Consider the following 25,465-nt stretch of genomic DNA (forward strand, 5'->3'; position numbering starts at 1 on the left):
CTCGTGTCCGGTTGTGGTCGGGAATTCGTGTCGATCCCGTACTCGGCCTCGTTCGAATGGCTGCTGGATTTCATCCGGTGGCGGTATCAGATTTCAGGGGAAATTCTTGAAGAATGCACGCTCGGTCGCCCCGATGATGTCGGCGATCGCCGCGCTGTCGGTCGCGTTCGCCTCGACCACAGTGTTCGCGCCACCGGTCTCTGCGGCATCGGACCCGTTCTACAGCTACCGCGACGACACGCCGCTGGCCGACCTCGCGCCCGGAGCTGTCCTCGACAGCCGGACCACGACCTATCACCTCGTCGGCATCCCCACGCCGATCACCGCGGTGCAATTGCTGTACCGGACCACCGATGCCCGGTATCGGCCGAGTGCCAACGTCACCTCGATCCTGATCCCGCCCGGTGGAGTGGATCCGACTCGGGCGGTCGCCTACCAGTCCTTCTATGACTCGCTCGACCCGGAGCACGGACCCTCACGCTCGATCGCCGGTGACGTCAGCTTCGGCGGTATGGTGCTGACCTCGGAGGCCACGGTGATCGCGGACCTCCTCGTGCGCGGCTACACGGTGATCATCGCCGATACCGAAGGGCAGCAAGCGAATTTCGCGGCGGGGCCCGAGTACGGCATGAACACACTCGACTCGATCCGCGCGGCGGTCCGTTCGGAGGCCACCGGGCTCACGGCGCAGACACGGATCGGTCTGGTCGGCTATTCCGGCGGCGCGATCGCGACCGACTGGGCCGCGGCGCTGGCGCCGGACTACGCCCCCGACGTGAACGCCGCGCTCGTCGGCGCGACCCAGGGCGGTCTGCTGGTCAATCCCGCGCACAACCTGCGCTATGTCAGCGGCAGCGTCGGCTGGTCCGGTGTCGCCGCGATGGCGGTCATCGGTGTCGCGCGCTCCTATGACCTCGATTTCTCGCCCTACCTGAGTGCGTACGGCGCGCAGGTCGTCGCCGCGCTGCGGTCCGCGTCGATCGCCAACGTGCTGTTCCAGTATCCCGGCCTGTCGTGGCAGCAGATGGTCAAGCCCGAGTACGCCGACCCCAATAGTGTTGCGCCCCTGGTGGAAGCGGTCGAGAAGGTCAACCTCGCGAACGCGCCGACCCCGACCATCCCGCTCTACATCGCCCAGGGTGCCAACGGGGTCATGGAAGGTACGGACGGGAGCAAGCCGACGGTCGGCGCCGGTGACGGCGTCATGGTCGCCGGAGATGTCCGTAGCCTCGCCCGCCGGTACTGCGCGGACGGCAACCCCTTCGTCGAATACCGGCAATACGACGAGCTCAGCCATATCCCGACCTTGGCTGCGTGGAGTGTCGGCGCTGTCTCGTGGATCGATGCGCGCTTCGCGGGCGAGGCCGCTGGATCGAGTTGCGGCACGATTCCCGAGGGCAACTCGCTGACATCGGATCTGTGATGTCGTGCTGCCGGTCCCGGCGATCGGCAGCACAGCCGGGTGGACTACGTCGACGGTGGTGCGAATGATGGTGGCGCGCAGGCGGGATTCAGGACGCCGGAGGAGTCTCGGCGCGCGCCGCGAGGAAGTCGTCGACGATCCGAGCGCAATCCTGCGGGGTCGATGCGCGTAGACCGATGAGCTTCGCGAAAACGAGTGGCCCGACCAATTGCGACAGTACGAAGTACGTGTCGAATTCGCCCAGTTGCCGGTGTGCCTCGGGGGTGTCGAGCACCTGGTCGAACGGCACCCGATAGTGGTCGATGATGCGCTGGCGCAGCGAGCTGACGGCCGCGTTGTCGGCGTTGTGGTCCGAGCCGGTCGCCAGCCACGCCAAGGTCGACACCTGCAGTGGCGTGTCTCGAATCGCCTCGGCCTGGCGTTCCAGTAGGGCTATGAGGCGCTCGCGCAGCGGGCCTTCGGGCGGGGTCTCCAGGGCCGACGGCAGCAGCCGTTCGATGGTGGCGGCGCGTAGCTGAATCGCGTTGTCGAAATGCCGGTACAGGGTGGTTCTGGCGACCTTGGACAACCTGGTCACGCCCTCGACGGTGACCGCTTCCACGCCGCCGTCCTGGAGGAGCGCGGAGGCCGCATCGAGTAGCCGGGCGCGTGAGCGCACCCGGCGTGGGTCGACCTCGGCGGCGTCAGTTCCGCTCATATCGTCCAGTATTCCTCTGCCGGTGGACCTTTCCCACGGTCTACCTCCCGTCAGATACTTATGCTACACATAGTAGCGAAGCGATACTGACAGTAGCGGAGGCCCGATGGTTCCCCCCGGACGCGACCGATTGTCCGCGGCCCAGCGTTGGCTGCTCACCTTGTCTTGTCTCGCGGTAGTTCTCGTCACCTCGTCGATGGCCGCGCTGTATACGGCGTTGCCGGAGATCGCGGCCGACACCGGGGCGAGCCAGGCCGAACTCACCTGGATTGTCGACGGCTACACGCTGGCGCTGGCCTGCCTCGTCCTGCCAGGGGGTGCGATCGGTGACAGGTACGGCAGGCGTGTCGTTCTCGTCACGGGGCTCGTCATCTTCTCGTTCGCTTCAGCGGCTCCCTTGTTGCTCGACAGCCCGACGTGGCTGATCGTCGCGCGGGTCGTGACAGGAGTCGGCGCGGCGCTGGTGATGCCGTCCACGCTGTCGTTGCTGACCGCCGGATTTCCGGAGGAACGGCGGAGCAGCGCGGTCGGATTGTGGGCCGGTGTCGCGGGGGTCGGCGCGATCCTCGGCATCCTCGGTTCGGGCGTTCTGATCGAAAACTGGTCTTGGGCTTCGATCTTCGCCGGGATGGCGGTCGCGGGCGCGATGCTCGCGGTGGCAGCCTTCACACTGCCCGAGTCGGTGGACACCTCGAGGTCCGCGATGGACCCGCTCGGTGCGGTCACCAGCGCCGTGGCGATCGGTGCGATCGTGGTCGCGGCGATCGAGGTGCCCGTACGCGGCTGGCTCGATCCGATAGTGATCGGCGCGACCGCTGTAGGGCTGACCGTGGCAACAGCTTTCGTCGCTATCGAACGACGGGTCGCGCACCCGTTGATCGATATCCGGCTCTTCGCGCACCGGGGCTTCGGCAGCGGCACCGCGATAGTGACGGTGCAGTTCCTGGTCACCTTCGGCCTGTTCATGCTGGTCGTGCAGTACTTTCAGCTGATTCTGGGCTACCGTCCGCTGATGTCGGCACTCGCGCTCGCTCCCATGGGCATCCCGATGGTGGTGATCTCCGTGATCGCGCCCAGGGTGGCGGAACGGGTTGGCCTGCGAATCCCCGCCTCTGTCGGTTTGCTGGCGATCGGGGTCGCGATGCTCATGATCGCGCAAGTAGATTCGCACACTTCCTATGGGGACCTCCTCGGCCCGTTGCTGCTGATGAGCGCGGGGATCGGATTGTCCACCGCGCCGGCGACAGCGGCGATCGTCGACGGCACCCCCGTGCAGAAGCACGGTGTAGCCGCGGCGGTCAACGATGCCGCCCGTGAAATCGGTGCCGCCATCGGCATCGCGATCGCGGGCAGCGTGCTCGCGGCGGGTTACGGCGAGCGCATCGCCCCCGCCCTGCCCAGCCTCCCCGAGGCCGCGCGTGAACCGGTCGGTGACTCGCTCGCGGCCGCGCTCGAGGTGGTGGAGCGCGTGGGCCCGCCCGCGCAGCAGCTCGGCGATTTCGCGAAGTCCGCGTTCATCCACGGCATGCAGGAGTCCGCGACCGTGCTGGGATTCCTGACCATCGGGGCGGCCGTACTCATCGCCGTGTGGGCGCCGGGCAGACGCCGCACCGACAAGACCGCCGAAACCGTGGCCTCGCGCGGATAGGTCACGGCGAGAACGATCTCCGCGTTCGGTCGTGGTGGTACGAAAGGTGCCGGGCGCCCGGTGGGTGTAGGACGATGAGGGCGTGAATGCTCCCGCGCCCGGGCCTGTTTTCGATGTCATCGCCGTGTTGAACGGTGCGGTGGACCTGCGGTCCTATCCGCGTCGCAACCTGGTGCTGAGCTCACCGCAGACCGGCGGCTTTGTGTTCGGTTCGGCCGCGTATCAGCGCGCGATCTTCGAACCTGTCGTGCACCTGCTCAACGGTGTCGAGATGCTCGAATCGCAGGGGTGGCAACTGGTCAGCGTGGTCGAGCGCAACATCGACAACGTCTACTACACGCTCGCCTTCATGCGCCGGATCTGAGGCGGATCCAGCCACGACGGCCGCCTGACATCGCCGTGGCCGGTGAGCTCGAGGCGAGCCGACCGGTCCATCACGCCCTGGCGAGACGATCATTCAGGAAGGGGTTCCGCCTCGCCGATGTGGCTCATGATCACCACGGCCTGCCTCAGCAGGGTGGCCTGCTCGTCGGAGAGCTTGCTCAACTGCCCGGCGAGCCAGGCATCACGAGCCGAGACTTTGTCGGTCAGCAGTGACCGGCCCGATCGCGAGGCCGCGACGACGACCTGCCTGCCGTCGGACGGGTGGGGTCTGCGCTCGATCAGTCCCAGCGCGGCCAACGCGTTGATCGTGCGCGTCATCGATGGCGGCCGCACTCCTTCTTTGACGGCGAGCGCGCCCGAGGACATGGCGCCGTCGCGGACGAGGGTGGTGAGCGCTGAGCGTTGGACCAACGAGATCGGCTGGTCGGTGTGATGCAGGCGCAGGAGGCGATCGAGTCTCACAGTCAGTAAGGACAGCGCCCCGGCCACAGCCGCGGTATTCGAGTTCGGTGACACAATCATGAACTTTACGAACAAAAATGCCCGCTGTCCCGGCCGGGGACAGTCCTCAGCCGGGCGGGACAGCCTGCCGAAGCAGCTGCGCCAGTTCAGGACAGCCAATCGTCGAGGTGGGGGAGCTCGGTGGCCACAGTGCCGGTGAAGCGAGGTGGGCGCTTCTGGAGGAAGGACATGATGCCTTCGCGGAGGTCGGCACTGGAGAAAGCGTAGGAGATGAGGCGGGCGTCGAGTGCGAAGACGTCGTCGGGGGTCTTGTCGCCGGACATGGCGACCAGCCCCCGGCGGATGGCTGCTACGGAGACAGGGGCGACCTGGGTTGTCAGTTCGGCGGCAAGGGCCCGAGCGGCGGGCAGGAGGTCTTCGGGGGCGTGCAGGCTGGTGACCAGGCCTGCGGCGAGGGCCTCGTCGGCGCCGAAAACGCGGCCGGTGATCATCCACTCCTTGGCTTTGGCCAGGCTGACGATGCGCGGCAGGAACCAGAGCGAACCACCCTCGGGGAACAGGCCCCGGCGGGCGAAGACGAAACCGAAGCGAGAATCGGTTGCGGCAAGGCGGAAGTCGGCGGCGAGGGTCATGGAGAGGCCGACACCGATGGCGGCGCCCTGCATGGCGACGATGACGGGTTTGTTCAGGTCGGTCATCGGGCGCACGACCCGGGTGGACCATTCGACCCAGTCGGGATCGGTGACGTCCTCCTCGGATCCGTCCGCTGTGAGATCCATGCCGACGCAGAAGTCACGTCCCTCGGCGGCGAGGATCACCGCGCGAACGGCGTCGTCGCGGTCGGCTTCGGTAAAGGCAGCGCCGAGTTCGTCGGCCATCGCGGTGGTGAAGCCGTTGCGCGCCTCGGGACGGTTCAGCGTGATGGTGGCGACAGCCGCGTCAACGCTGTAAATGATGGTTTTGTAGGACAATTCGACTCCTCGGTTCAGCATTTGCCGGATGCGGCGGACACGAGCAGCTCGACCATGGCGGTGGCCTTGCCGGACTGTGGCGGGTCGCCGGTGATGATGTCGCTCCAGACGAAAGCTTCGCCGACGCGCACGATCGCGTAGGCGAGATCGCGGACTTCGATACGCGGATCCAGATCGGGCAGGTCGGTCAGTCGTGAGGCGACCCAGTCGATCATTCGGCCCTGGACGACGGAGTATCCGGAAGTCAGTACGCGCAGGCCGTATTCCGGGTCGTCGGCGACGAATCGGGTCAGCGGTTCGAAGGTGCGGACCGTATCCGCGAGGGTGCCGAAGTGGCGGACGAAGCGTCCGGCGGGATCCTCGGACACACTCGCGCCACGTGCCTCGACGCGACCGATCGCCTCCGCGATGATCCGCCACACCACTTCACCGATGACGACTTCCCGGCTTCCCCACCAGCGATACAGCGTGGCGCGGCCGATCCCGGATGTCCGGGCCAGCTGTTGCATATCGATTCGGCGGCCCTCGAGGAACCACCGGCGCGCGAGGTCGACAACATCCTCGCGCGCCGGTTTCGCGGGCGTGCTCGAGGCCGGGTCCTCCGGTTGCGGCGACGAACTTTCGCCGCTGGTCACGACTATGGCCTCGTCAGCTCGGCGTAGCGAGCGAGGTGGTGGTCGGTGGATCCGAATTCGTGCTCGATCGCGGTCAGCCGCTTGAAGTAGTGGCCGACGGCGAGTTCTTCGGTCATGCCCATCGCACCGTGTAGCTGAACGGAGTTCTGGCCGATGAATCGAGCGGCACGGCTGACGGTGACCTTGGCCGCGGATGCCGCCCGCGCCCGAACCGCCGGTGCCGCGTTCAGTGCGTGGATCGCCAGATACGCTGCGGCGATCGCCTGCTCGAGCTCCATGTACATATCGACCATGCGGTGCTGCAGAACCTGGAAGCTGCCGATCGGCTGACCGAATTGCCGGCGTTGCTTGGCGTATTCGACGGTATCCGCCACCACCTTGCGCATGCATCCGACCGCTTCCGAGGCAATCGCCGCGATCGCCTCGTCGGCTGTGGCCTCGATCGACGACCATGCCTGGCCTTCCGCTCCGAGCAGTGCGGCGGCGGGCAATCGGAATTCGGTGAAGGTGATATCGGAACCGACCCGGTCGTCGATCGTCCGGTAGGAGTGGATTTCGACCCCGGCCGGCGGATTCGCCGCATCGAACTCGCTGAGGAACAACGAGATGCCGGATTCGTCGCGCCGGGCACCCGAGGTGCGCGCGCTGATGATCAGATGGGTCGCCAACGGCGCACTGGTCACGACGGTCTTGCTGCCGTCGATCACCCACGAATCGCCGTCGCGGCGCGCGGTCGTCGAAAGATCGTGCATCGCATGACCCGACGTCGGCTCGAGTGCGGCGAACGCGGTGCGCGCCGTACCGGCCACGATCTGCCGCACCAGTGCATCGGCAGCCGTCCCGCCGCAGCGTTGCAGCAGACCCGCCCCGATGATGACCGTGTCGACATAAGGTTCGACGACGAGCGCACGCCCGAGTTCCTCGGCGATGACCATCATTTCGACCGGCCCACCGCCCATACCGTCGACATTCTCGGGCAGGGTCGCACCGAGGATGCCCAACTCTTCGGCGAAACCGCGCCACACCGCGGGCTGCCACCCCGCGCCGGACTTGACCGCGCTCCGACTCTGCTCCAGGTCGTACCGGGCACCGAGGAATCCGGCCACCGAATCACGCAGGAGTTCTTGCTCTTTGGTGAAGGTGAAGTCCATCAGAGCCCCAATGCTGCCTTGGCGAGAATATTTCGCTGAATTTCGTTGCTGCCCGCGTAGATCGAGCCTGCCCGGTCGTTGAAGTAGCGCAGCGGTGCGACGGCCTGCCACTCGTCGCCGCTGCGGTAGCCGTCGGCCGGTGGCTGGAATCCGGCGATCGGGCCGCCGGGTTTCGTCGCATGCGGTTGGTACACCCGCCCGCGCGGTCCCGCTGCCTCGAGTGCCAATTCGGTGATCTTCTGGCTCAGTTCGGTGGCCAGGATCTTGAGCATCGACGAGGCGGGGCCGGGGTTCTTGCCCTGCGCCAGTACCGACAGCGTTCGGTACTCGAGGATCTCGAGTACCTCGGTGCGAATCCGTGCCTCGGCCAGCTTCGCCGCGAAGGTGGCGTCATCGATCAGCGGATTGCCGTCCGGGCCGGTCTGCCCGGCTGCCGCGGTCGCGACTTCCTGGGCCATCACCTGCAACATCGGCGACAGTGCCCCACCACGTTCGTGTACGAGCAGATACTTCGCCACGGTCCAGCCGTCGTCGATCTGGCCGAGCACATTGCTTTTCGGCACTCGGACGCCGTCGAAGAAGACCTGGTTCTGCACCTGCTCACCGGAGGTCATCACCAGCGGGCGGATCTCGATACCCGGCGAGGTCATATCGATGAGCACGAAGGTGATGCCCTCCTGCTTCTTCCCCTCGCGCGATGTGCGCACGAGGCAGAAGATCCAATTCGCCTCGGTCGCGTGGGTGGTCCAGATCTTGCTTCCGGTGCACACGAAGTCCTCGCCGTCGTCGACGGCGGCCATCGTCAGCGATGCCAGATCGGAACCGGATTCCGGCTCCGAATACCCCTGGCAGAAGAACACCTCACCGGTGAGAATCCGTGGCAGGTAGTACGCCTTCTGCTCGGTTGTGCCGAAGGCGACGATCGCGGGCGCGACCATTCTGATGCCCATCGGCGACAGCGCGGGCGCACCGGCCTGCATCAGTTCCCGGCCGAAGATGTAGTGCTGGGTGAGGCTCCAGTCGCAGCCGCCGTATTCGACCGGCCATGCCGGTGCCGCCCAGCCGCGATCGTGAAGAATGTGCTGCCACTTCATGCTGGCTTCGTGATCCGGATAGACGCTGGTCGCCAAATGTCCGGCACGGCGTAGATCGGGTGTCAGCTTCTCGTCGAGAAAGGTGCGAACCTCGTCTTGAAAGGAGAGATCAGCCGCTGACCAGTCGTAATCCATCAACCCTCCCGGAGGGATGTGCTCCATTGCGCCCATGCAGACCTGCGGTCGCGTGAGACACAATGTACTTCTGTCTCAGTCTGGAATCAAGGGATGTTGAGGCGTCAGTGCCTAGAATGGAGAGTCACTTAATTCTGCTGTCGCCGGTATGGGGGACGAGATATTCGTGGACTGCGCCGACGGCGCGGACCGCGCTCTCGGCAGCGGCCTCCATCGTCGAGGGCATGCCGGTCTCGGTCCAGTCGCCCGCGAGGAACAGGCCCTCGATCGGCGTGCGCTGCGGCAGGCGCAGCGCGTCGAAACCGGGCTGCGCCGAGAAGGTCGCCTGCGGCTGATGGATGACGTGGGTGCGCAGCACCTGCGCCTCGGCGAACTCGGGGTAGTGCTCGGCCAGCGATCGCAGTGCCGCCGCGGTGAATTCGGCGTTGGGCAGATGGACGACATCCCACGAGGCGCTCACGGCCAGTGAGTAACAGTGCCCTGACTCGGTCTCGACGCCGTGCATCCCCGTGGTGTCGAAAACCCACTCGATGGTGGTGTCGCGCAGATTCTCCGCGAGCCTGCGCATCCTGAGCGGACGATCCAGCCACACATACACGCTCGAGATCGGGGCGGGCTCGATCTTGCGCACGGGAGTGAAGTGGTCGTACTGCCCGAGCCGGCCGCGATCGAGCAGTGTTGTCAGCGACCACGGCGGCAAGGTGAGAACCGCCGCGTCCACCTCGATGACCCGCCCGTCGGAGAGCTGCACACCGGCGAGCCCGTCGTCGACGATCTCGAGATCGGTGACTCCGGCACCGACGACGATCTCCGCGCCGTGTGCCCTCAGATAGCGCTCGGCGGGTGCGACGAACAACTCGTGCAGACTCACCCGCGGCCAGACCGCGTCACCGGCCCTGCTGTTCCCTGACAGCGCGCGCTTGCCGATCCAGTGCAGGGTCTGGACGAACAGGGAGGCCGACACCCGCTCGGTCTTCTCGTTGAGCAGACCGATGACGAACTGATCGAGCACCAACGCGCGCAACGATTGCGGTGCACCGATCTGCCTGAACCAGCGGTCGACGGTCAGGTCGTCGAGCTCCGGTGCCGGGCGCAGCGCGGCGCGGGCGATCCGCGCCCAGGTGCGCAGGGCAGCGGGCCGTTCGCGCAGCGGGATCGGTGGCCACACCATCCAGGACAGCCCGACAGCGCGGCGCAGCGTGCCCGGCAGCCAGGCGGGCGCGCGCAGGGTCAGCAGCCGGTCGGGCCCGGTCCTGATCGCGAACGGCGGTGCGTCCCAGAAGAGTTGCTCGCGTGTGCCGATGGTATCGACGTAGCGCAGCAGTGCGTCATAGCAACCGGCGAACAGGTGCTGACCGTTGTCGACCCTGCCTTCGATACCGGGCACCTCGAACGAGATCGTGCGACCGCCGAGGCGTCCTCGCTTCTCGACGAGGGTGACGCGGTGGCCTGTCTCCGCGAGCCAGACCGCCGTGGCCAATCCGGCCAGGCCCGCCCCCGCGACCAGGACGTGCGGGGATTCTTGCTGCCCCATCGGTACCTCCGGGCAATCGATGAATGTGAGAATGAATGAGAGATTTGGTCAGTCATACTCGCACAACGTCGACGTGTTCGTACAGAATGGAAACCGCTCGTGCGGAACGGAACTCGCTGCCCGGCCGATCGCGGCTGAGGTGCGAAGCGCTCGCGTCCGAAAGGGGTCAGCACGTGCGCGGCGGTAGGAGTGTGCCGCGCGGTTGATCGGGGCGTCGGGCTAACTCCGGCGCCTCAGGAGGCTTTCGGGTCCCAGGATCTGCTCGACGACGGCGAGGAAGATCTCGGTCGATTCGTCGACGAGCTCGTCTCTGGTCAGATCGAGTGCTCCGTTGAGCCAGCCGTACACGGTCTCGTACAGCCCGCCGACGAGGTGCATGGCGGCGAGCTCGCCGTATGCGCCCGCGGCGCCGGTGCTTTCGGGGCTGAGTTGCTTGTTCACCGTCGCCAGCACCAGCGCGGCGAAGCCGCGGATCGTCGCCGTGCGGCGTGCGTTGAGGGCGGGGTTGAGCTGGGCTTCGGTGAAGGCGATGCGGATCAGTCGCGGGTCGTCGGCGACCGCCTGCAGGCCCGCGGCGATGGCCGCGTGCACCTTGTCGCGCAGGGGGTCGGGGGCGGCGCGCACACGGACGGCGATGAGCTCGGTCAGCTCACCGATGACCTGGTCGTAGACCTCGGTGACGACGGCGTCCAGGTTGGTGAAGCTCTCGTAGAAGTATCGCTCGGTCAGTCCGGCCTGGCGGCAGAGGCCGCCGACGGTGAGCCGGGCCGAGCCCTGGGTGCCGACGATCTCCCTGGCGGCCTCCAGGAACGTGACCCGGCGCTGCGCGCGCCGCTGTTCGGCAGGCACACCCGCGTACGCACGATCCTTGACCATGCGTCGAGTCTGCCACAAAGCCTTGTCAGATTTCCAAATCTGCTGCATCCTGTTGTCAGATTCGAGCGAGGAGAGAGAATCATGACCGAGGCATTCATCTACGAGGCGATCCGCACGCCGCGTGGGCGTGGCAAGAAGACCGGCGCCCTGCACGGCGTCAAGCCGCTCGACCTGGTGGTCGGGCTCATCGACGAACTGAAGACCCGCCATCCCGGACTCGATCCGGCGGCGATCGATGACATCGTGCTCGGCGTCGTGTCGCCGGTCGGCGATCAGGGTGCCGATATCGCCAAGACCGCCGCCTTGGCGGCCGGGCTGCCCGACACCGTCGCCGGCGTGCAGCTCAACCGGTTCTGCGGCTCGGGTCTCGAGGCCGTCAACACCGCCGCCCAGAAGGTGCGGTCGGGCTGGGAGCAGCTCGTCATCGCCGGTGGCGTGGAGTCGATGTCGCGGGTTCCGCTGGGCTCCGACGGCGGCGCGTGGGCGATGGATCCGGTCACCAACTACGACACCTACTTCGTGCCGCAGGGTGTCGGCGCGGACCTGATCGCCACGATCGAGGGTTTCACCCGTGAGGACGTCGACGCCTTCGCGGTGCGCTCGCAGCGCAAGGCCGCCGCCGCCTGGTCGGGTGGCTACTTCGCCAAATCCATTGTCCCGGTGCGTGATATCAACGGAGCGGTGCTGCTCGACCACGACGAGTTCATGCGCCCCGACACCACAGTGGAAAGCCTGGCCGGGCTGACCCCGTCGTTCGCGGCGATGGGGGAGATGGGCGGCTTCGACGCCGTCGCGATGCAGCGCTACCACCACGTCGAGAAGATCACCCACGTCCACCACGCCGGCAACTCCTCCGGCATCGTCGACGGTTCGGCGCTGGTACTCATCGGCAGTGAATCCGCCGGTGTCGCCGCGGGTCTCACGCCGCGTGCCCGAGTCGTCGCCTCCGCGGTGAGCGGCGCCGATTCCACGATCATGCTGACCGGCCCGGTCCCGGCGACCGAGAAGGTGCTGGCGCTGGCCGGGCTCACGGTCGACGACATCGACCTGTTCGAACTCAACGAGGCCTTCGCCTCGGTGGTGCTCAACTTCCAGAAGAAGCTGAACATCCCCGACGAGAAGCTCAACGTCAACGGCGGCGCCATCGCCATGGGCCACCCGCTCGGCGCGACCGGGGCCATGATCACCGGAACCATGGTCGACGAGCTCGAGCGACGAGGAGCGCGCCGCGCGCTGATCACGCTGTGCATCGGCGGTGGCATGGGCATCGCCACCATCATCGAGCGCGTCTGAGCGTCGGACTCCGATACCGAAGGAACAACGAAAAGCAATGACTGACAACATGATTGCCTGGGAACTCGGCGCCGATCGGGTGCTCGTGCTCACGATGGACGACCCGAACCAGTCGACCAATACGATGACCGAGGCGTTCGCGCGCGACCTCACCGCGACCGTCGACCGGCTCGAGGCCGAGCGCGACAGCTTCGACGGGGTCATCCTCACTTCTGGCAAGGACACGTTCTTCGCCGGCGGTGACCTGAACCTGCTGATGAACGCGACACCGGAGACCGCACCGCAGATCGCACTCGGCCTCGACACCTACAAGGCGGCGTTCCGTCGGCTCGAGACGTTGGGTAAGCCGGTGGTCGCCGCGATCAACGGCACCGCGCTCGGCGGCGGTTTCGAGGTCGCGCTGGCGACCCATCACCGGATCGCGCTCGACGCCAAGGGCAGCCTGCTCGGCCTGCCCGAGGTCACCTTCGGTCTGCTGCCCGGTGCCGGTGGTGTCACCCGGACAGTTCGGCTGCTCGGTATCACCAGCGCGGTGCTCAACGTCGTGGGCCAGGGCCAGCGGATGAAGCCCGCGAAGGCGTTGCAGGTCGGCATCGTTCACGAAGTCGCCGCCACCCGCGAGGAGATGTTCGACAAGGCTCGCGCCTGGATCGCGGCCAACCCCGAGGCCGCGCAGCCGTGGGACGTGAAGGGCTACAAAGTCCCCGGCGGCACCCCGTCGAGCCCGGCGGTGGCGGCCAACCTGCCCGCGTTCCCGGCGAATGTGCGCAAGCAGCTCAAGGGTTCGCCGATGCCCGCACCGATCGCGGTGCTCGCGACCGCGGTGGAGGGCGCGCAGGTCGATATCGACACCGCGTTCGCGATCGAGACCCGCTACTGCACCCACCTGATCTGTGGCCAGGTCTCGACGAACATGATCAAGTCACTGTTCTTCGATCTGGGCACGATCAACAAGGGCGGCAGCCGCCCCGAAGGCTTCCCCGTGCGCACGCCGGAGAAGGTCCTCGTGCTCGGCGCGGGCATGATGGGCGCGGGCATCGCCTATGTGCAGGCCCGCGCCGGCATGCAGGTCGTGCTCAAGGATGTCACGATCGAGGCGGCCGAGCGCGGAAAGGCCTACTCGGCCAAGCTGCTCGACAAGGCCCTGCGCAAGGGCGCGATCACCCAGGACAAGTACGACGAGATCCTCGGTCGCATCCACCCGTCCGCGGACCCGGCCGACGCCGCGGGTTGCGACTTCGTCGTCGAGGCGGTGTTCGAGGATCCGGGTCTGAAGAAGAAGGTGTTCGGCGAGATCGAACATCTGGTGAACGCGGACGCGCTGCTCGGATCCAACACCTCGACCCTGCCGATCACCGATCTGTCCACGGGCGTGCAGCGGCCGAAGGACTTCATCGGACTGCACTTCTTCTCCCCGGTGGACAAGATGCCGCTGGTCGAGATCGTCGTCGGCGAGCAGACCAGCGACGAGGCGATCGCCCGTGCCGTCGATTACACCCTCGCCATCAAGAAGACCCCGATCGTGGTCAACGACAGTCGCGGCTTCTTCACCAGCCGGGTGATCGGCCAGTTCATGGACGAGGCGATCTCGCTGGTCGCCGAGGGCGTGCATCCGGCCTCGGTCGAACAGGCCGCCACCCAGGCCGGGTACCCGGTCGGTGCGCTGGCGCTGGCCGATGAGATCAACATGAAGCTGGCGCAGAAGATCCGGCGCAGCCTGAAGGAGAATCTGCTCGCCGAGGGCAAGAACTGGGTCGACTCGAAGGCGTACCCGCTCGTCGACGCGATGGTCGACGACTTCGAGCGCCCCGGTCGGCTCGAGGGTCGCGGCTTCTACGAATACGACGCCGACGGCAAGAAGCTGGGCCTGTGGCCGGGACTGGTCGAGAAGTACACCCGCGACGATCACGGCATCGCGTTCATCGACATGCAGGAACGGATGCTGTTCGCCGAATCCCTCGATACCGTGCGGTGTTTCGACGAGGGTGTGCTGCGCACCGTGCCGGACGCGAACATCGGTTCCATCTTCGGCATCGGGTTCCCGGCCTGGACCGGCGGCGTCATCCAGTACATCAACCAGTACGCGGGCGGTCTGGCCGGCTTCGTCGCGCGTGCCGATGAGCTGCGGGCCGCCTACGGCGACCGGTTCGAGGTCCCGGAGTCGTTGCGAGTCAAGGCCGCCGCCGGGGAAACTCTCGGCTGACGGTCACGACGACGAACAGAACCCCCGCCGCCCGGGAATACCGGGCGGCGGGGGTTCTGTGCTGGAACGGGCTACAGCGAACGGGCGATCAGTTCCTTCATGATCTCGTTCGTTCCCGCGAGAATACGAAGCACCCGCGCACTGGTGAAGATCTCCGAGATCGGGTACTCGGTCATGAACCCGTATCCGCCGAACAGCTGCAAGCAGCGGTCGGCGACCACGCTCAGCTGATCGGTGAGCCAGTATTTGGCCATCGACGCCGTTGCCACATCGAGCTCGCCCGCCAGGTGGTCGGTGAGGCAGTCATCGAGGAAGACACGACCGATTCTGGCGATGGTGGCGCACTCGGCGAGCTCGAACTTGGTGTTCTGGAAGCCGAGCAGCGATTTTCCGAACGCTTGCCGATCCTTGGTGTAGGCGATGGTCATCGCGACCGCGGCCTCCATCGACGCCACGGCCATCACCGCGCAGACGAGTCGCTCCTGCTGGAGCAGCTTCATCATCTGATAGAAGCCCTGGCCCTCGGCCTCGCCGAGCAGGTTGCCGACCGGCACCCGCAGGCCGTCGAAGAACAGCTCGGCGGTGTCCTGGCCGGTGCCGCCGATCTTGGACAGGGTCCGCCCGCGGGTGAAGCCGGGGGTGTCGTCACCGACCTCCGCGACGATGAGCGACACCCCGGCGGCGCCCTTGTCGGGGTCGGTCTTGGCGGCGATGATGACCGCGTCGCAGAGCGCGCCGTTGCTGATGAACATCTTCGAACCGGTGATGACGTACTCGTCGCCGTCGCGCACCGCCCTGGTCTGAATGTTCTGCAGGTCCGATCCCGTTCCCGGTTCGGTCATCGCGATCGAGAGCAGGCACTCGCCGCTGACCACCTTGGGCAGCAGGCGCGCCTTGAGCTCTTCGGAGGCGAACTCGACGAGGTAGGGCGCGATGATCCCGGAGTGGATCGCGAGGCCCATGGAGGTGTCGCCTGCCTTCGACTGGGCCTCGATGATCGCCGCCTCGTGGGCGAAGGTGCCGCCTCCGCCGCCGTACTCTTCGGGAACAGACGGGGCCAGCAACCCGAGCTTGCCTGCTTTGAGGTAGAGGTCACGGTCGGGGTGACCCTGCTGTTTGTACCGCTCGGCGCCAGGAAGCACCTCCTTCTCGAAGAACTTCGTCGCGAGTTCGCGAACGGCTTCGATCTCATCGTCTACCCAGCCCGCTTGTGCGGTCATCCGTGCCTCCCAGGACGCAATCTGCCTCAATCTGCGGAAACAGATTGTCAGATATATTGGCACGGCGTCAATAGGGAATGCTCGGCGGTCGGTGGTCGCCGTGATCAGCGGCGACCCCGGGTGCGCCGGTAGGCGGCCGGAGTGGTGGCCGTCCAGCGCTTGAAGGCGCGGATGAAGGGGGCCGCCTCGGTGTAGCCGAGCCGCACGGCGATCTCCTCGACCGAGAGTGCGGTGGCGGTCAGCATGTCCTCGGCCAGACCGCGCCGCGCCTCGTCGAGCAGGACGCGGTAGCTGGTGCCGTCGGTGGCGAGATGCCGTCGTAGCGTGCGGCCGGTGGTGCCGAGGTCGTGGGCGACCGCGTCCAGCGACGGCGGAATCGCGATTCCCGCGGTACCGGTGCCTGCCAGCAGATGGTCGCGAACCTCGGCTGCTATCCCGGTGCGGGTGGTCCGGCGGTCGATCAGTTCACGGCATTGCGCCAGGCACAGCGCCAGCGTTGCCTGATTCGCCTGCGGCAGTGGCTGATTCAGGGTTTCGGCGGTGATCGTGATACTGGTTTCGGCCTGCCCGTATCGGGGGTCGACGCCCAGGATCGCGGCGATGTCGTCGCCATAGCCGGGTTCCGGGAACGCGAACCGCGCCTGGTGGATATCCACCGGTCGGCCGAGCAGGTCGTCGAGCACCCGATGCATCGCGAAGGTGTCGCGTTCGACGAGGAACTGCTGGACGTCATCCGGGATCCGATCGTGTCGGATCCGGGCAACCATCTGCTGGTCGTGGAACTCCACGACCGGTGTGCAGAACGCGAAGCTCAACTGGAAGTAGCTCAGCGCCAAGGAGATCGCCTCGCCGAGGGTGGGACTGGTGATCCAGGCGTAGCCGTAGATACCGAAGGCGCTGATGCGGTAACTGCGCCCCACCTCGATGCCGAGCGCGGGCCCGGTTCCGAGTTCGCGCAGCAGATTGCGAACCACCAGCAATTCCGTGCGGGCATCGATCTGGCGGTCGGCGGAGTCGAGGTCGGCGACGGACAGACCCGTACCGGCGAGGATCGACGTGGCGTCGGCTCCGTGTTCGACGGCGAACCGGTGCATCACGGCGACGCTGGCAACACCCCGGGGGAAGTCCCACGTGTCCACTGCTGGTTCCTGTAGCGCGCGCATGCCTTCCATTATGGCCTGAAATGTCAATTTTCTGTCCGCGGGCATCCTCGTTCTCGCGTCGACGGCGACCTACCGTTGACCGCAGAGATCACTGACATGAGGAGCTGGGCTATGCGCACTCGGACAATGCCGTCCGCTGTCATCATCGGCACCGGGTTCGGCGGCCTCGGCATGGCGATGGAACTGCTGCGCCACGGCTTCGACGACCTCGTCATCCTGGAGCGGGCGTCGGATGTGGGTGGGGTGTGGCGGGAGAACACCTACCCGGGCGCCGGGTGCGATATTCCCTCCCCGCTCTACTCGTACTCGTATGCGCCGAAATCCGATTGGCCCAAGCGGTTCTCGGGACAGCCCGATATCCACGCGTATCTGCGGGACGTGGCGCGCGACAACGGCCTGCGCGAGCGGATCCGGTTCGGATCCGAGGTGACCGAAGCCGAATTCGACGATGCGAGCGGGAAATGGACGGTGCGCACCGCCGACGGCTACGAGGCAACCACCGACGTGCTGATTTCCGCGGTCGGTCAGCTCTCGCGGCCCGCGCTGCCCACCATCGCCGGGATCAGTTCGTTCGCCGGACCCGCCTTCCACTCCGCGGAGTGGGACCACAGCGTCGACCTGACGGGCAAGCGGGTCGCCGTTGTCGGCACCGGTGCCAGTGCGATCCAGTTCGTGCCCGCGATCCAGCCGCAGGTGGGGGCCCTGACACTGTTCCAGCGCTCGGCGGCGTGGGTGCTGCCCAAGCCCGATGTCGAGTACAAGGCGTGGCATCACCGGATGTTCGCGACGGTGCCGCCGGTTCGCCTCGCCGAGCGATTCGCGGTCTGGGCCCTGTGTGAGTTTCTGTCGCTGGGCATCGCTGATGTCACCGCGATCAGGGGCCTGGTCACCAGGATCGCCGTGAACCATCTGCGCACGCAGGTCAGCGACCCGCAACTGCGCGCGAAACTGACGCCCGACTACCCGGCCGGCTGCAAACGTGGGCTGTTCTCCAACAACTACTATCCGGCACTCACCCAGCCGAACGTGCGGGTGGAGACGACCGAGATCGCCGAAGTCGTGCCGACCGGGGTGAAAACCGCCGACGGCGTGCTGCACGAAGTCGACGTGATCATCTACGGAACCGGGTTCAAGGGCACCGAATTCCTGTGGCCGATGGCGATTCGCGGCGCGAACGGGCGCAAGCTCGAGGACGAGTGGCAGGGCGGTGCCCGCGCCTACCACGGCATCACGGTGCCCGGCTTCCCGAACATGTTCATGGTGTACGGGCCCAACACGAACCTGGGCGTCGGCTCGATCGTCTACATGATCGAATCGCAGGCTCGCTACATCCGCCAGGCGCTCGAGGAACTGTCCCGCCACCCGGCGCACACCCTCGATGTCCGGCGTGCGGTGGCCGAGGAATACGACGTGAAGCTGCAAGCCCGGCTCGCCCGTACGCCGTGGGGTCTGTGCTCGAGCTGGTATCGCAACGCCGCGGGCCGGATCACCAACAACTGGCCGGGCGCGGTCCTGAGTTATCGACTACAGACCCGAGCCTTGCGCCCCGAGCACTATCACCTGACCACCAACACGACAACGCCTGCGGGCCAGTGATATTCGCGGACCGGAATTCGAAAGAGGCTCATCGATGAAGCTGACCAACGGCACCGCGGCCGAGGTACGCGAGAAGGTGCGGGCGGTGCGCCGGTTGCACCAGACCGGCCTGATCGACCTGTGGCGACCGCGCCGGATCAAGCGCATGATCGCGCTCAACAACTCCTACGGCCCACAAGCGGCGATGATCAGCGCCGGTGCGGCCGATCGGCCCGACGAACCCGCGCTGGCCGATGAGCGCGGCGTGCTGACCTACCGCGAGCTCGACGAACAGTCCAACGCCTTGGCCCACGGTCTGCTCGGGCAGGGCCTGCGCGGCGGCGAGGTGGTCGGCGTGCTGGCCCGTGACCATCGTGGCCTGGTGCTGGCGATGGTGGCGGCAGGCAAGGCAGGGTTGCGGCTGGCCATGCTGAACACCAGTTTCGCCAAGCCGCAACTCACCGAAGTCGCTGTGCGGGAGAAGGTTCGCGCGATTCTGTTCGACAGTGAATTCGCCGGGCTCATCGATGCCCTGCCCGAGACGATGCCCCGGATCCTCACCTGGGTCGACGCGGAACACACGCCGCTGCCGAGCACGGTGACCATCGACATGCTGGTGTCGGCGAACACTGGTGCCCCGCTGCCCCCGCCGGACCGGCCCGCGGGCTTCATCATCCTCACCAGCGGCACCACCGGCCTGCCCAAGGGTGCGCCGCGCACCAAGGTCTCTCCGTTCGCCACCGCCCTGGTCGTCGACCGGGTGCCGTTCCCTCGCGGTGGGGTCGTCATGATCGCGACTCCGGTTTTCCACACCACCGGGATGGGGACCTGGACGATAGCCAGCGCGCTCGGTGCCGAGATCGTGCTGCGGCGCCGCTTCGACGCGCAGGCCACCTTGGCCGCGATCGAGCGGCATTCGGTCGAGATGCTGGTCGCGGTGCCGACCCAGTTGAACCGCATTCTCGCGCTCGGTCCCGACGTCATCGCCGAGTACGACACCTCGACGCTGCGCACGGTTTTCGTCGGCGGCGCACCGCTGCCCCCCGACCTGGCGATCCGATGGCAGGATGCGTTCGGTGACGTGCTCTACAACGGGTACGGCTCCACCGAGGTCGCGATCACCGCTGTCGCCCAGCCGCACGAATTGCGTCGTGCGCCGGGCACCGTCGGGCGGGCACCGGTCACCGCGCGCATCGCGCTCTACGACAGCGACGATCGCCGAATCACCGCGGCGAACGTCTCGGGGCGAATCTTCGCCCGCACCGTCGCCCCGTTCGAGGGGTACACCGACGGGAAGACCAAACAGATCATCGACGGGTACATGTCGACCGGGGACATGGGCCACTTCGACGCCGATGGGCTGCTGTTCATCGACGGCCGCGACGACGACATGGTCGTCTGCGGTGGCGAGAACGTCTATCCGCTGGAGGTGGAGAATCTGCTGGCGGGTCGCGCCGATATCGCCGATGTCGCGGTGATCGGTGTCGACGACGCTGACTTCGGACAGCGGCTGCGCGCCTTCATCGTCGCCGCCACGGACGACAAGCCCGACGCGCAGGAGATCAAGAACTACGTCAAGGACAACCTCGCCAGGTACAAGGTGCCCCGTGACGTGGTGTTCCTCGACGAGATGCCCCGCAATCCCACCGGCAAGATCGTGCGCAAGGCGCTGACCGAGTACGTCGTCGACGGACACGGGGGGCGGTGAGCGTCATGACCGAATACGACTACGACGTGATTGTGATCGGTTCCGGCTTCGGCGGCAGCGTCACCGCGCTGCGGCTGACCGAGAAGGGCTACCGCGTCGGTGTTCTCGAATCCGGGCGGCGATGGAATCCCGAGGATTTCCCGAAGTCCAACTGGAATATCCGCAAGTCGCTGTGGATGCCCCGACTCGGCTTGACCGGGCCGCAGCGGATCAGCGTTCTCGGCAAGTGCGCGGTGTTCAGCGGGTCGGGTGTCGGTGGTGGGTCGGTGATCTACGGCAACACCCTGTACGAGCCGCTGCCCGCGTTCTACGAAGACCGTGCGTGGTCGCACATCACGGACTGGAAATCGGAGCTGGCGCCGTATTACGACCAGGCCAAGCGGATGCTCGGCGTGCAAACCAATCCGCGCGTCGGGCCCAAAGATGAAGTGCTGCTGAAGATTTCCGAGGGCCGCGGGGTTGCCGACACGTTCCATCGCACGAATGTCGGGGTCTTCTTCAACGAGGGTGCGGAGGGCACGGAGGTGCCCGATCCGTACTTCGGTGGTGCCGGCCCGACGCGCGCGGGCTGCATTCATTGCTCCGAATGCCTGACCGGCTGCACGCACAATGCCAAGAACACCACCACGGTGAACTATCTGTACCTGGCCGAACGCAACGGTGCCGAAGTGCACCCGCTCACCACGGTCACCTCGGTGCGGCCGGACGGCAACGGCGGCTACCTCGTGGAGACCATGCGGTCGGGCGGTATCGTCCGCCGGAACCGGCGCCGGTTCACGGCGCGCCAGGTCGTCTTCGCCGCGGCTGCGTTGGGTACCCAGAAGTTGCTGCACCGCATGCGAAACGATGGTGTGCTGCCCGGGTTGTCGCCTCGGCTCGGGGAGCTGACCAGAAGCAATTCCGAGGCGGTGGTCGCGGTATGCAGTCGTAGCCGGTACGACCTGTCCCAGGGTGTGGCGATCACCTCCTCGATTCATCCCGAGCCGCACACCCATATCGAGGTGTGCTCGTACGGCAAAGGGCAGAACGCGCTGTTCACCCAGGGCCTGCCGATGGTCGACGGCGGCGCGTTCCGGATGCTGCGGCTACTGCTCATGGTGGCGGCGCATCCGCTCGAGTTCATCCGGTTGAAGAATGTCCACCGTGCTGCCGAGCGCTCGGTCGTGCTGCTCGTGATGCAATCGCTCGACAACTCGCTGACCTCCTTCTTGAAAGGCCGGCGTCTGGTCACCAGACAGGGGTCGGGGGAGCCGAATCCCGAGTGGATCCCGATCGCGCACGAGATCGCTCGGGAGTACGCCGCCGAAATCGATGGTGACGCGGGAAATCTGGTCACCGACCTGCTGGGTATTCCGGCCACCGCGCACTACATCGGCGGTGCGACCATCGGTGACTCCGCCGACACCGGCGTGGTCGACCCCTGGCAGCGGGTCTACGGATATCCAGGCCTGCACATCGCCGACGGCAGTGCGGTCACGGCCAATCTCGGGGTGAACCCGTCGTTGACCATCACCGCGCAAGCAGAGCGCGCGATGGCGTTCTGGCCCAACAAGGGTGATGCCGACCCCCGTCCCGTGCTGGGTTCTGCTTACGTCCGCCTCGCACCGATCCTGCCCAAGCGGCCCGCTGTTCCCGCTACCGCGCCCGCGGCACTGCGCTACTCGGTTCAGGGTTGACCGCACCATCGTCGAACCACCACGACGCCCCGCAGCGCTTCGGCGCTGCGGGGCGTCGGTGCGTAGCGGCACTGACCGAAAGCCCCCACTGAGTCGATTAGTCGAATATCATCTCACTGTATCATTGCCTTAGTGGCTCTCAGAAGAAGGAGGCGCAGGACTATGCGTCAAGTGTCAACGGTGACCGATCCTGTGACGGCGAGCGATGTCGACGGAGTCCTGCGGTGTCGATACGGCACCGTCGAGGACTTCGACATCGAGCGATTCCTCGACGGGATCGGCGCCTTCGCCGGGGCGGGCGCGAATGTGATCGTGCAGCTCGCGAACCGGCCGGTGGGCTACGGCGTCGTCGAGAGCACCGTCGACTCCGGCCGCGCCGACGTCCATCCGTGGAAGCGGTTGCGCACCACGCTGACCTACATCGCGGTGGCGATGCTCGGTACCGAGCAGGACCGGGACGAGTATCGACAGGCCGTGGGTAGCGTCCATCGACGCGTTCGTTCCGCGCCCGGCGCCGAGGTGAAGTACAACGCGTTCGACCCCGAACTGCAGAAGTGGGTCGCGGTCTGCCTGTGCTGGGGAGTCATGGATACCCACGAACGCCTCTACGGGCCACTGGACAGGGCCACCAAAGAGGTCTTCGTGCAGTACGGGGCCAGATTCGGCACCGGGTTGCAGATGAAGCCCGACATGTGGTTTGCCGACCTGGCGGCCTTCGACAGCTACTTCGAATCGGGGCTGGCGAACATGCAGATCGACGACCTGGTCGCCGAATATCTGCGCAAACTGGTCGGATTGCGCAATGTTCCGAGGCCGCGTCGGCTTGCCGACTTTCATCGTTTCGCCGTCACCGGACTGCTGCCCGAAACCATGCGCGCACAGCTCTACCTTCCGTGGACCGACGAACAGGAGCGGCGGCATCGGCTGATGTTCCGTGCCATCGGGGCCGTCTACGGACGGCTACCCGTCCGTGCGCGGATCGTGCCGTACTCGACGATGCTGCGGGACATGCGGCGGCGTCAGCGGCTCGGCCGCCCCCTGGTCTGACAGAGTCGAGGTTGCGGGCTACCGGCAGACCACATTATGTTCGGGCTCTTGTCAGCTGAGGGGAATGGGATATGGCCGAGTCGATCAGGTTGCTGGCACGTATTCGCGGACACGGCGGTGTCGAGCGCGATAACGCCGACGTCCTGAACGGCGCCTTGGCCGCGTTTCTGGACTTCGGGATCAAGCGCACCAGCATGGCGGAAGTAGCCCGCCGTGGCGGTCTGTCCCTGGCGACGCTGTATCGCCGGTTCGGTGGGAAGACCGACGTGGTCCAGGCGGTGGGGCTCTGGCAGGTGCGCCACCTGCTGGAGCAGGCCGACGCCTCGATGCGCCGGCAGGCCGACGAGGGCGCCAGCGCCGAAGACCAGATCGTCGAACTGTTCGTCGCCTTCGCCCTCGGCTTGCGGAACAACCCGTTGCTCGACCGCCTCCTCGCCACCGACGCCGCCACCGTCCTGCCCTACCTCACCACCGGTGGAGCGCCGGTGATCGAGCTCGGTCGTGACTTCCTGGCCGAGTTCATCACCCGCTTGCAGGAGGCGGGCAAGCTCCCCGCCTACGACCCGCTCCCCGTTGCCGAGTTGGTGGCGCGTACCGCGCTCTCGCTGGTGCTGACCAGGCCGACGGTCATCCCGCTCGACGACGAGGCGGCGGCGCGCCGATTCGCCCGCGATCACATCGCACCCGGGTTCCGTCCGCTGGACGTGCGCACGGCGACCCAGGAGACCGGCGCCGCGCCTCGCTGATTCCCTGGCGTGGGGCAGCGACCACCGCGTGCCGCGGACAGATGTCTCACCGGCTCGGTGAGACATCCGTCCGCGGCCGGACCCCTACCTGCCGAAGCGGCGCCGGCCGCGAGCGCCGGTCGCGCGCATCGCGTTCCGCATGAAGCCGAAGTTCTTGAGGCTGTACGGGTACCAGACGAGTTCGGACTTCTGGGTCGGCAGCGCCGGAGCCGTGATCGCCTGCTTGCGGCAGTACTTGCGCACGCCGTCGGCACCGCCGAATCGGTACCCGGTGCCGGACTGGCCCCAACCACCGTGGGGGAGCGCGAAATTGAACAGATTGATGGTGGCGTCGTTGATATTCACCGCGCCGACGGCCAGTCGCCGCGCGATTGCCTGCCCGCGGGACTTGTTGCCCGTCCACACCGAGGCCGACAGTCCGTACTCGGAGTCGTTGGCGAGCCGGATCGCCTCGTTCGCATCGGCGACCTTGATGACCGGGATCGTCGGGCCGAACGTTTCCTCGGTGATGCACGACATCGAGTGATCGACGTCGACCAGCACCGTCGGTTCGAAGAAGTTTCCCTCGCCTGTCGCCTTGCCGCCGGTGAGCGCTCGCGCGCCTTGGGCCAGCGCGTCATCGACGTGGCGGGTGACGATGTCGAGCTGGGCCTGGTTGGCGAGGGGGCCGACGTCGATGTTTCCGCTGCGGTCGTCGCGGCCGAGCCGCAGCGTCTTGACGTGGGCCACCAGTTTGTTCACGAACTCGTCGTACACCGCGGCCTCGACGTACACCCGCTCCACCGACACGCACAGCTGTCCGGCGTTGGTCAGTGCGCCGAAGGCGATGCCGTTGGCCGCGCGGTCGAGGTCGGCGTCGGCCAGCACGATCGCCGGGTCCTTGCCGCCCATCTCGAGGCTGTAGGGCAGCGTGCGTTCCGCGCAGGCGACCGCGATGCGGCGACCGGTGTTGCCGGAGCCGGTGAACTGGATGAAATCAGCGTTGCCGACCACCGCGGCACCGGTGGCGCCGGATCCGGAGACCACCGTGAACACCGGCGGCGCACCGATCTCGGCCCAGCCGCGCGCGAGGGCGAGCGGCGTCAGCGGGGTCACCTCCGAGGGCTTGAGCAGCACCGCGGCGCCCGCGGCGAGCGCCGGGACGAGGTCGGAGGCAGGCATGGCGAGAGGGAAGTTCCACGGCGTGATGATGCCGACCACCGGATACGGCGTGTACGTGGTGGTCAGCTTCTTGACCCGCATCAACGGGGTGTGGGGGCTCACGGCGGTATCGGCGAGAAACTTCGCGGCGTTTCGCGCGTAGTAGCCCAGCAGGTCGACGGTGAACGCGACCTCGACCTCGGCCTCCACCCGAGGCTTTCCTGACTCGTCTTGAATCGAGTCCGCCAGCTCGTCGCTGTGGTCGAGCACCCAATCCTGCAGCTTGAGCAGCCACTGCTTGCGCCCGGCCGCGCTGATCGAAGCCCACCGCGGCTGTGCTGTGCGCAGCGCGGCCGCGGCTGCGGCGACCTCCTCCGGGGTCGACACGGCGACGGTGCCGACCAGTTCTCCGGACGCTGGGTTGCGAACAGCCAGTTCAGCGGCGTCGACGGTGGGTGTGGCGGAATCAGACACATTTTCTCCTGGATAGCCGTATCGGACTACCAACCACCTTAGACAGAGTGAGATGTTTTGTATATCACTCTGTCATTTCGATGACCGGCTCAGATCTTCGGGTCGAAACGGATCCACCATGTTCATCCGCTATTTACCCCTGCTTGCAAATATCAGAACAGGTGGAAGCCGTGTTTGACCGCTATATGTTACCGAGGATTCTCTCACTGG

21 protein-coding genes are annotated in these 25,465 nt (G+C 66.6%); 10 read left to right on the forward strand and 11 right to left on the reverse strand.

Features of this window, described 5'->3' with window-relative positions; translation table 11 throughout:
• Positions 1 to 106 precede the first annotated feature (106 nt).
• Positions 107 to 1,423 carry a lipase family protein gene (locus tag ACWDXS_RS04485; protein ID WP_449961983.1) on the forward strand — a complete coding sequence of 439 codons (1,317 nt, stop codon included), beginning with the start codon at positions 107 to 109 and terminating at the stop codon, positions 1,421 to 1,423.
• Between the two features lie 88 nt (positions 1,424 to 1,511).
• Here the strand turns inward: ACWDXS_RS04485 and ACWDXS_RS04490 are convergent, their stop codons facing one another.
• Positions 1,512 to 2,120: a TetR/AcrR family transcriptional regulator gene (locus ACWDXS_RS04490; protein WP_387444764.1), complete on the reverse strand. Its 609-nt coding sequence runs from the start codon at positions 2,118 to 2,120 to the stop codon at positions 1,512 to 1,514.
• Between the two features lie 106 nt (positions 2,121 to 2,226).
• On the opposite strand from ACWDXS_RS04490, the gene ACWDXS_RS04495 reads away from it, so the two are divergent.
• Positions 2,227 to 3,768, forward strand: coding sequence for an MFS transporter (locus ACWDXS_RS04495; protein ID WP_449961987.1), 1,542 nt, complete (start codon positions 2,227 to 2,229; stop codon positions 3,766 to 3,768).
• 82 nt (positions 3,769 to 3,850) lie between these two features.
• Complete coding sequence (locus ACWDXS_RS04500) at positions 3,851 to 4,132, forward strand: hypothetical protein (protein WP_378990155.1); 282 nt, start codon at positions 3,851 to 3,853, stop codon at positions 4,130 to 4,132.
• Between the two features lie 89 nt (positions 4,133 to 4,221).
• On the opposite strand, the gene ACWDXS_RS04505 is transcribed toward ACWDXS_RS04500, so the two are convergent.
• The 7 genes from ACWDXS_RS04505 to ACWDXS_RS04535 form a co-directional block, all read right to left on the reverse strand.
• Complete coding sequence (locus ACWDXS_RS04505; RefSeq protein WP_379318283.1) at positions 4,222 to 4,674, reverse strand: MarR family winged helix-turn-helix transcriptional regulator; 453 nt, start codon at positions 4,672 to 4,674, stop codon at positions 4,222 to 4,224.
• Between the two features lie 86 nt (positions 4,675 to 4,760).
• On the reverse strand, positions 4,761 to 5,585 hold the full coding sequence (locus ACWDXS_RS04510) for an enoyl-CoA hydratase-related protein (protein WP_387444769.1): 825 nt from the start codon (positions 5,583 to 5,585) through the stop codon (positions 4,761 to 4,763).
• A 14-nt stretch (positions 5,586 to 5,599) separates the two neighbouring features.
• Positions 5,600 to 6,220 (reverse strand): QsdR family transcriptional regulator, encoded by a 621-nt coding sequence (locus tag ACWDXS_RS04515; RefSeq protein WP_449961992.1) that lies wholly within the window; start codon positions 6,218 to 6,220, stop codon positions 5,600 to 5,602.
• 2 nt (positions 6,221 to 6,222) lie between these two features.
• Positions 6,223 to 7,371 (reverse strand): acyl-CoA dehydrogenase family protein, encoded by a 1,149-nt coding sequence (locus ACWDXS_RS04520; RefSeq protein WP_449961995.1) that lies wholly within the window; start codon positions 7,369 to 7,371, stop codon positions 6,223 to 6,225.
• The gene (locus ACWDXS_RS04525) at positions 7,371 to 8,600 is read right to left on the reverse strand and encodes an acyl-CoA dehydrogenase family protein (RefSeq protein WP_378990149.1); all 1,230 of its coding nucleotides are present in this window, start codon (positions 8,598 to 8,600) and stop codon (positions 7,371 to 7,373) included. Before ACWDXS_RS04525 ends, ACWDXS_RS04520 begins: the two co-directional genes overlap by 1 nt.
• 124 nt (positions 8,601 to 8,724) lie before the next feature.
• Positions 8,725 to 10,134 carry a hydroxysqualene dehydroxylase HpnE gene (hpnE, locus tag ACWDXS_RS04530; RefSeq protein WP_449961998.1) on the reverse strand — a complete coding sequence of 470 codons (1,410 nt, stop codon included), beginning with the start codon at positions 10,132 to 10,134 and terminating at the stop codon, positions 8,725 to 8,727.
• Between the two features lie 219 nt (positions 10,135 to 10,353).
• Positions 10,354 to 11,010 (reverse strand): TetR/AcrR family transcriptional regulator, encoded by a 657-nt coding sequence (locus ACWDXS_RS04535; protein WP_378990433.1) that lies wholly within the window; start codon positions 11,008 to 11,010, stop codon positions 10,354 to 10,356.
• A 78-nt stretch (positions 11,011 to 11,088) separates the two neighbouring features.
• Here ACWDXS_RS04535 and ACWDXS_RS04540 point away from each other — a divergent pair, with 78 nt between their 5' ends.
• Together ACWDXS_RS04540 and ACWDXS_RS04545 are read left to right on the forward strand one after the other, a co-directional pair.
• Positions 11,089 to 12,303, forward strand: coding sequence for an acetyl-CoA C-acetyltransferase (locus tag ACWDXS_RS04540; RefSeq protein WP_378629992.1), 1,215 nt, complete (start codon positions 11,089 to 11,091; stop codon positions 12,301 to 12,303).
• Between the two features lie 37 nt (positions 12,304 to 12,340).
• A complete protein-coding gene (locus tag ACWDXS_RS04545) occupies positions 12,341 to 14,506 on the forward strand; it encodes a 3-hydroxyacyl-CoA dehydrogenase NAD-binding domain-containing protein (RefSeq protein WP_387444777.1) in 2,166 nt (721 codons plus the stop codon).
• A 71-nt stretch (positions 14,507 to 14,577) separates the two neighbouring features.
• Here the strand turns inward: ACWDXS_RS04545 and ACWDXS_RS04550 are convergent, their stop codons facing one another.
• Together ACWDXS_RS04550 and ACWDXS_RS04555 are read right to left on the reverse strand one after the other, a co-directional pair.
• On the reverse strand, positions 14,578 to 15,726 hold the full coding sequence (locus ACWDXS_RS04550) for an acyl-CoA dehydrogenase family protein (protein ID WP_379317732.1): 1,149 nt from the start codon (positions 15,724 to 15,726) through the stop codon (positions 14,578 to 14,580).
• Positions 15,727 to 15,830: 104 nt separating this feature from the next.
• The gene (locus ACWDXS_RS04555) at positions 15,831 to 16,865 is read right to left on the reverse strand and encodes an AraC family transcriptional regulator (protein ID WP_449962003.1); all 1,035 of its coding nucleotides are present in this window, start codon (positions 16,863 to 16,865) and stop codon (positions 15,831 to 15,833) included.
• A 135-nt stretch (positions 16,866 to 17,000) separates the two neighbouring features.
• On the opposite strand from ACWDXS_RS04555, the gene ACWDXS_RS04560 reads away from it, so the two are divergent.
• The 5 genes from ACWDXS_RS04560 (at position 17,001) to ACWDXS_RS04580 (ending at position 23,641) form a co-directional block, all read left to right on the forward strand.
• Entirely contained in the window at positions 17,001 to 18,485 is a 1,485-nt protein-coding gene (locus ACWDXS_RS04560; RefSeq protein ID WP_379316676.1) for a flavin-containing monooxygenase, read from the forward strand.
• A gap of 34 nt (positions 18,486 to 18,519) precedes the next feature.
• Complete coding sequence (locus ACWDXS_RS04565) at positions 18,520 to 20,172, forward strand: acyl-CoA synthetase (RefSeq protein WP_449962006.1); 1,653 nt, start codon at positions 18,520 to 18,522, stop codon at positions 20,170 to 20,172.
• 5 nt (positions 20,173 to 20,177) lie between these two features.
• Positions 20,178 to 21,848: a GMC oxidoreductase gene (locus tag ACWDXS_RS04570; RefSeq protein WP_449962009.1), complete on the forward strand. Its 1,671-nt coding sequence runs from the start codon at positions 20,178 to 20,180 to the stop codon at positions 21,846 to 21,848.
• Positions 21,849 to 22,028: 180 nt separating this feature from the next.
• A complete protein-coding gene (locus ACWDXS_RS04575) occupies positions 22,029 to 22,895 on the forward strand; it encodes an oxygenase MpaB family protein (protein WP_449962012.1) in 867 nt (288 codons plus the stop codon).
• 71 nt (positions 22,896 to 22,966) lie between these two features.
• The gene (locus ACWDXS_RS04580; RefSeq protein WP_387444792.1) at positions 22,967 to 23,641 is read left to right on the forward strand and encodes a TetR/AcrR family transcriptional regulator; all 675 of its coding nucleotides are present in this window, start codon (positions 22,967 to 22,969) and stop codon (positions 23,639 to 23,641) included.
• Positions 23,642 to 23,725: 84 nt separating this feature from the next.
• Here the strand turns inward: ACWDXS_RS04580 and ACWDXS_RS04585 are convergent, their stop codons facing one another.
• Complete coding sequence (locus ACWDXS_RS04585) at positions 23,726 to 25,255, reverse strand: aldehyde dehydrogenase family protein (protein WP_378990133.1); 1,530 nt, start codon at positions 25,253 to 25,255, stop codon at positions 23,726 to 23,728.
• Between the last annotated feature and the right edge of the window lie 210 nt (positions 25,256 to 25,465).

The sequence above is a fragment of the Nocardia sp. NPDC003183 genome (assembly GCF_053590715.1).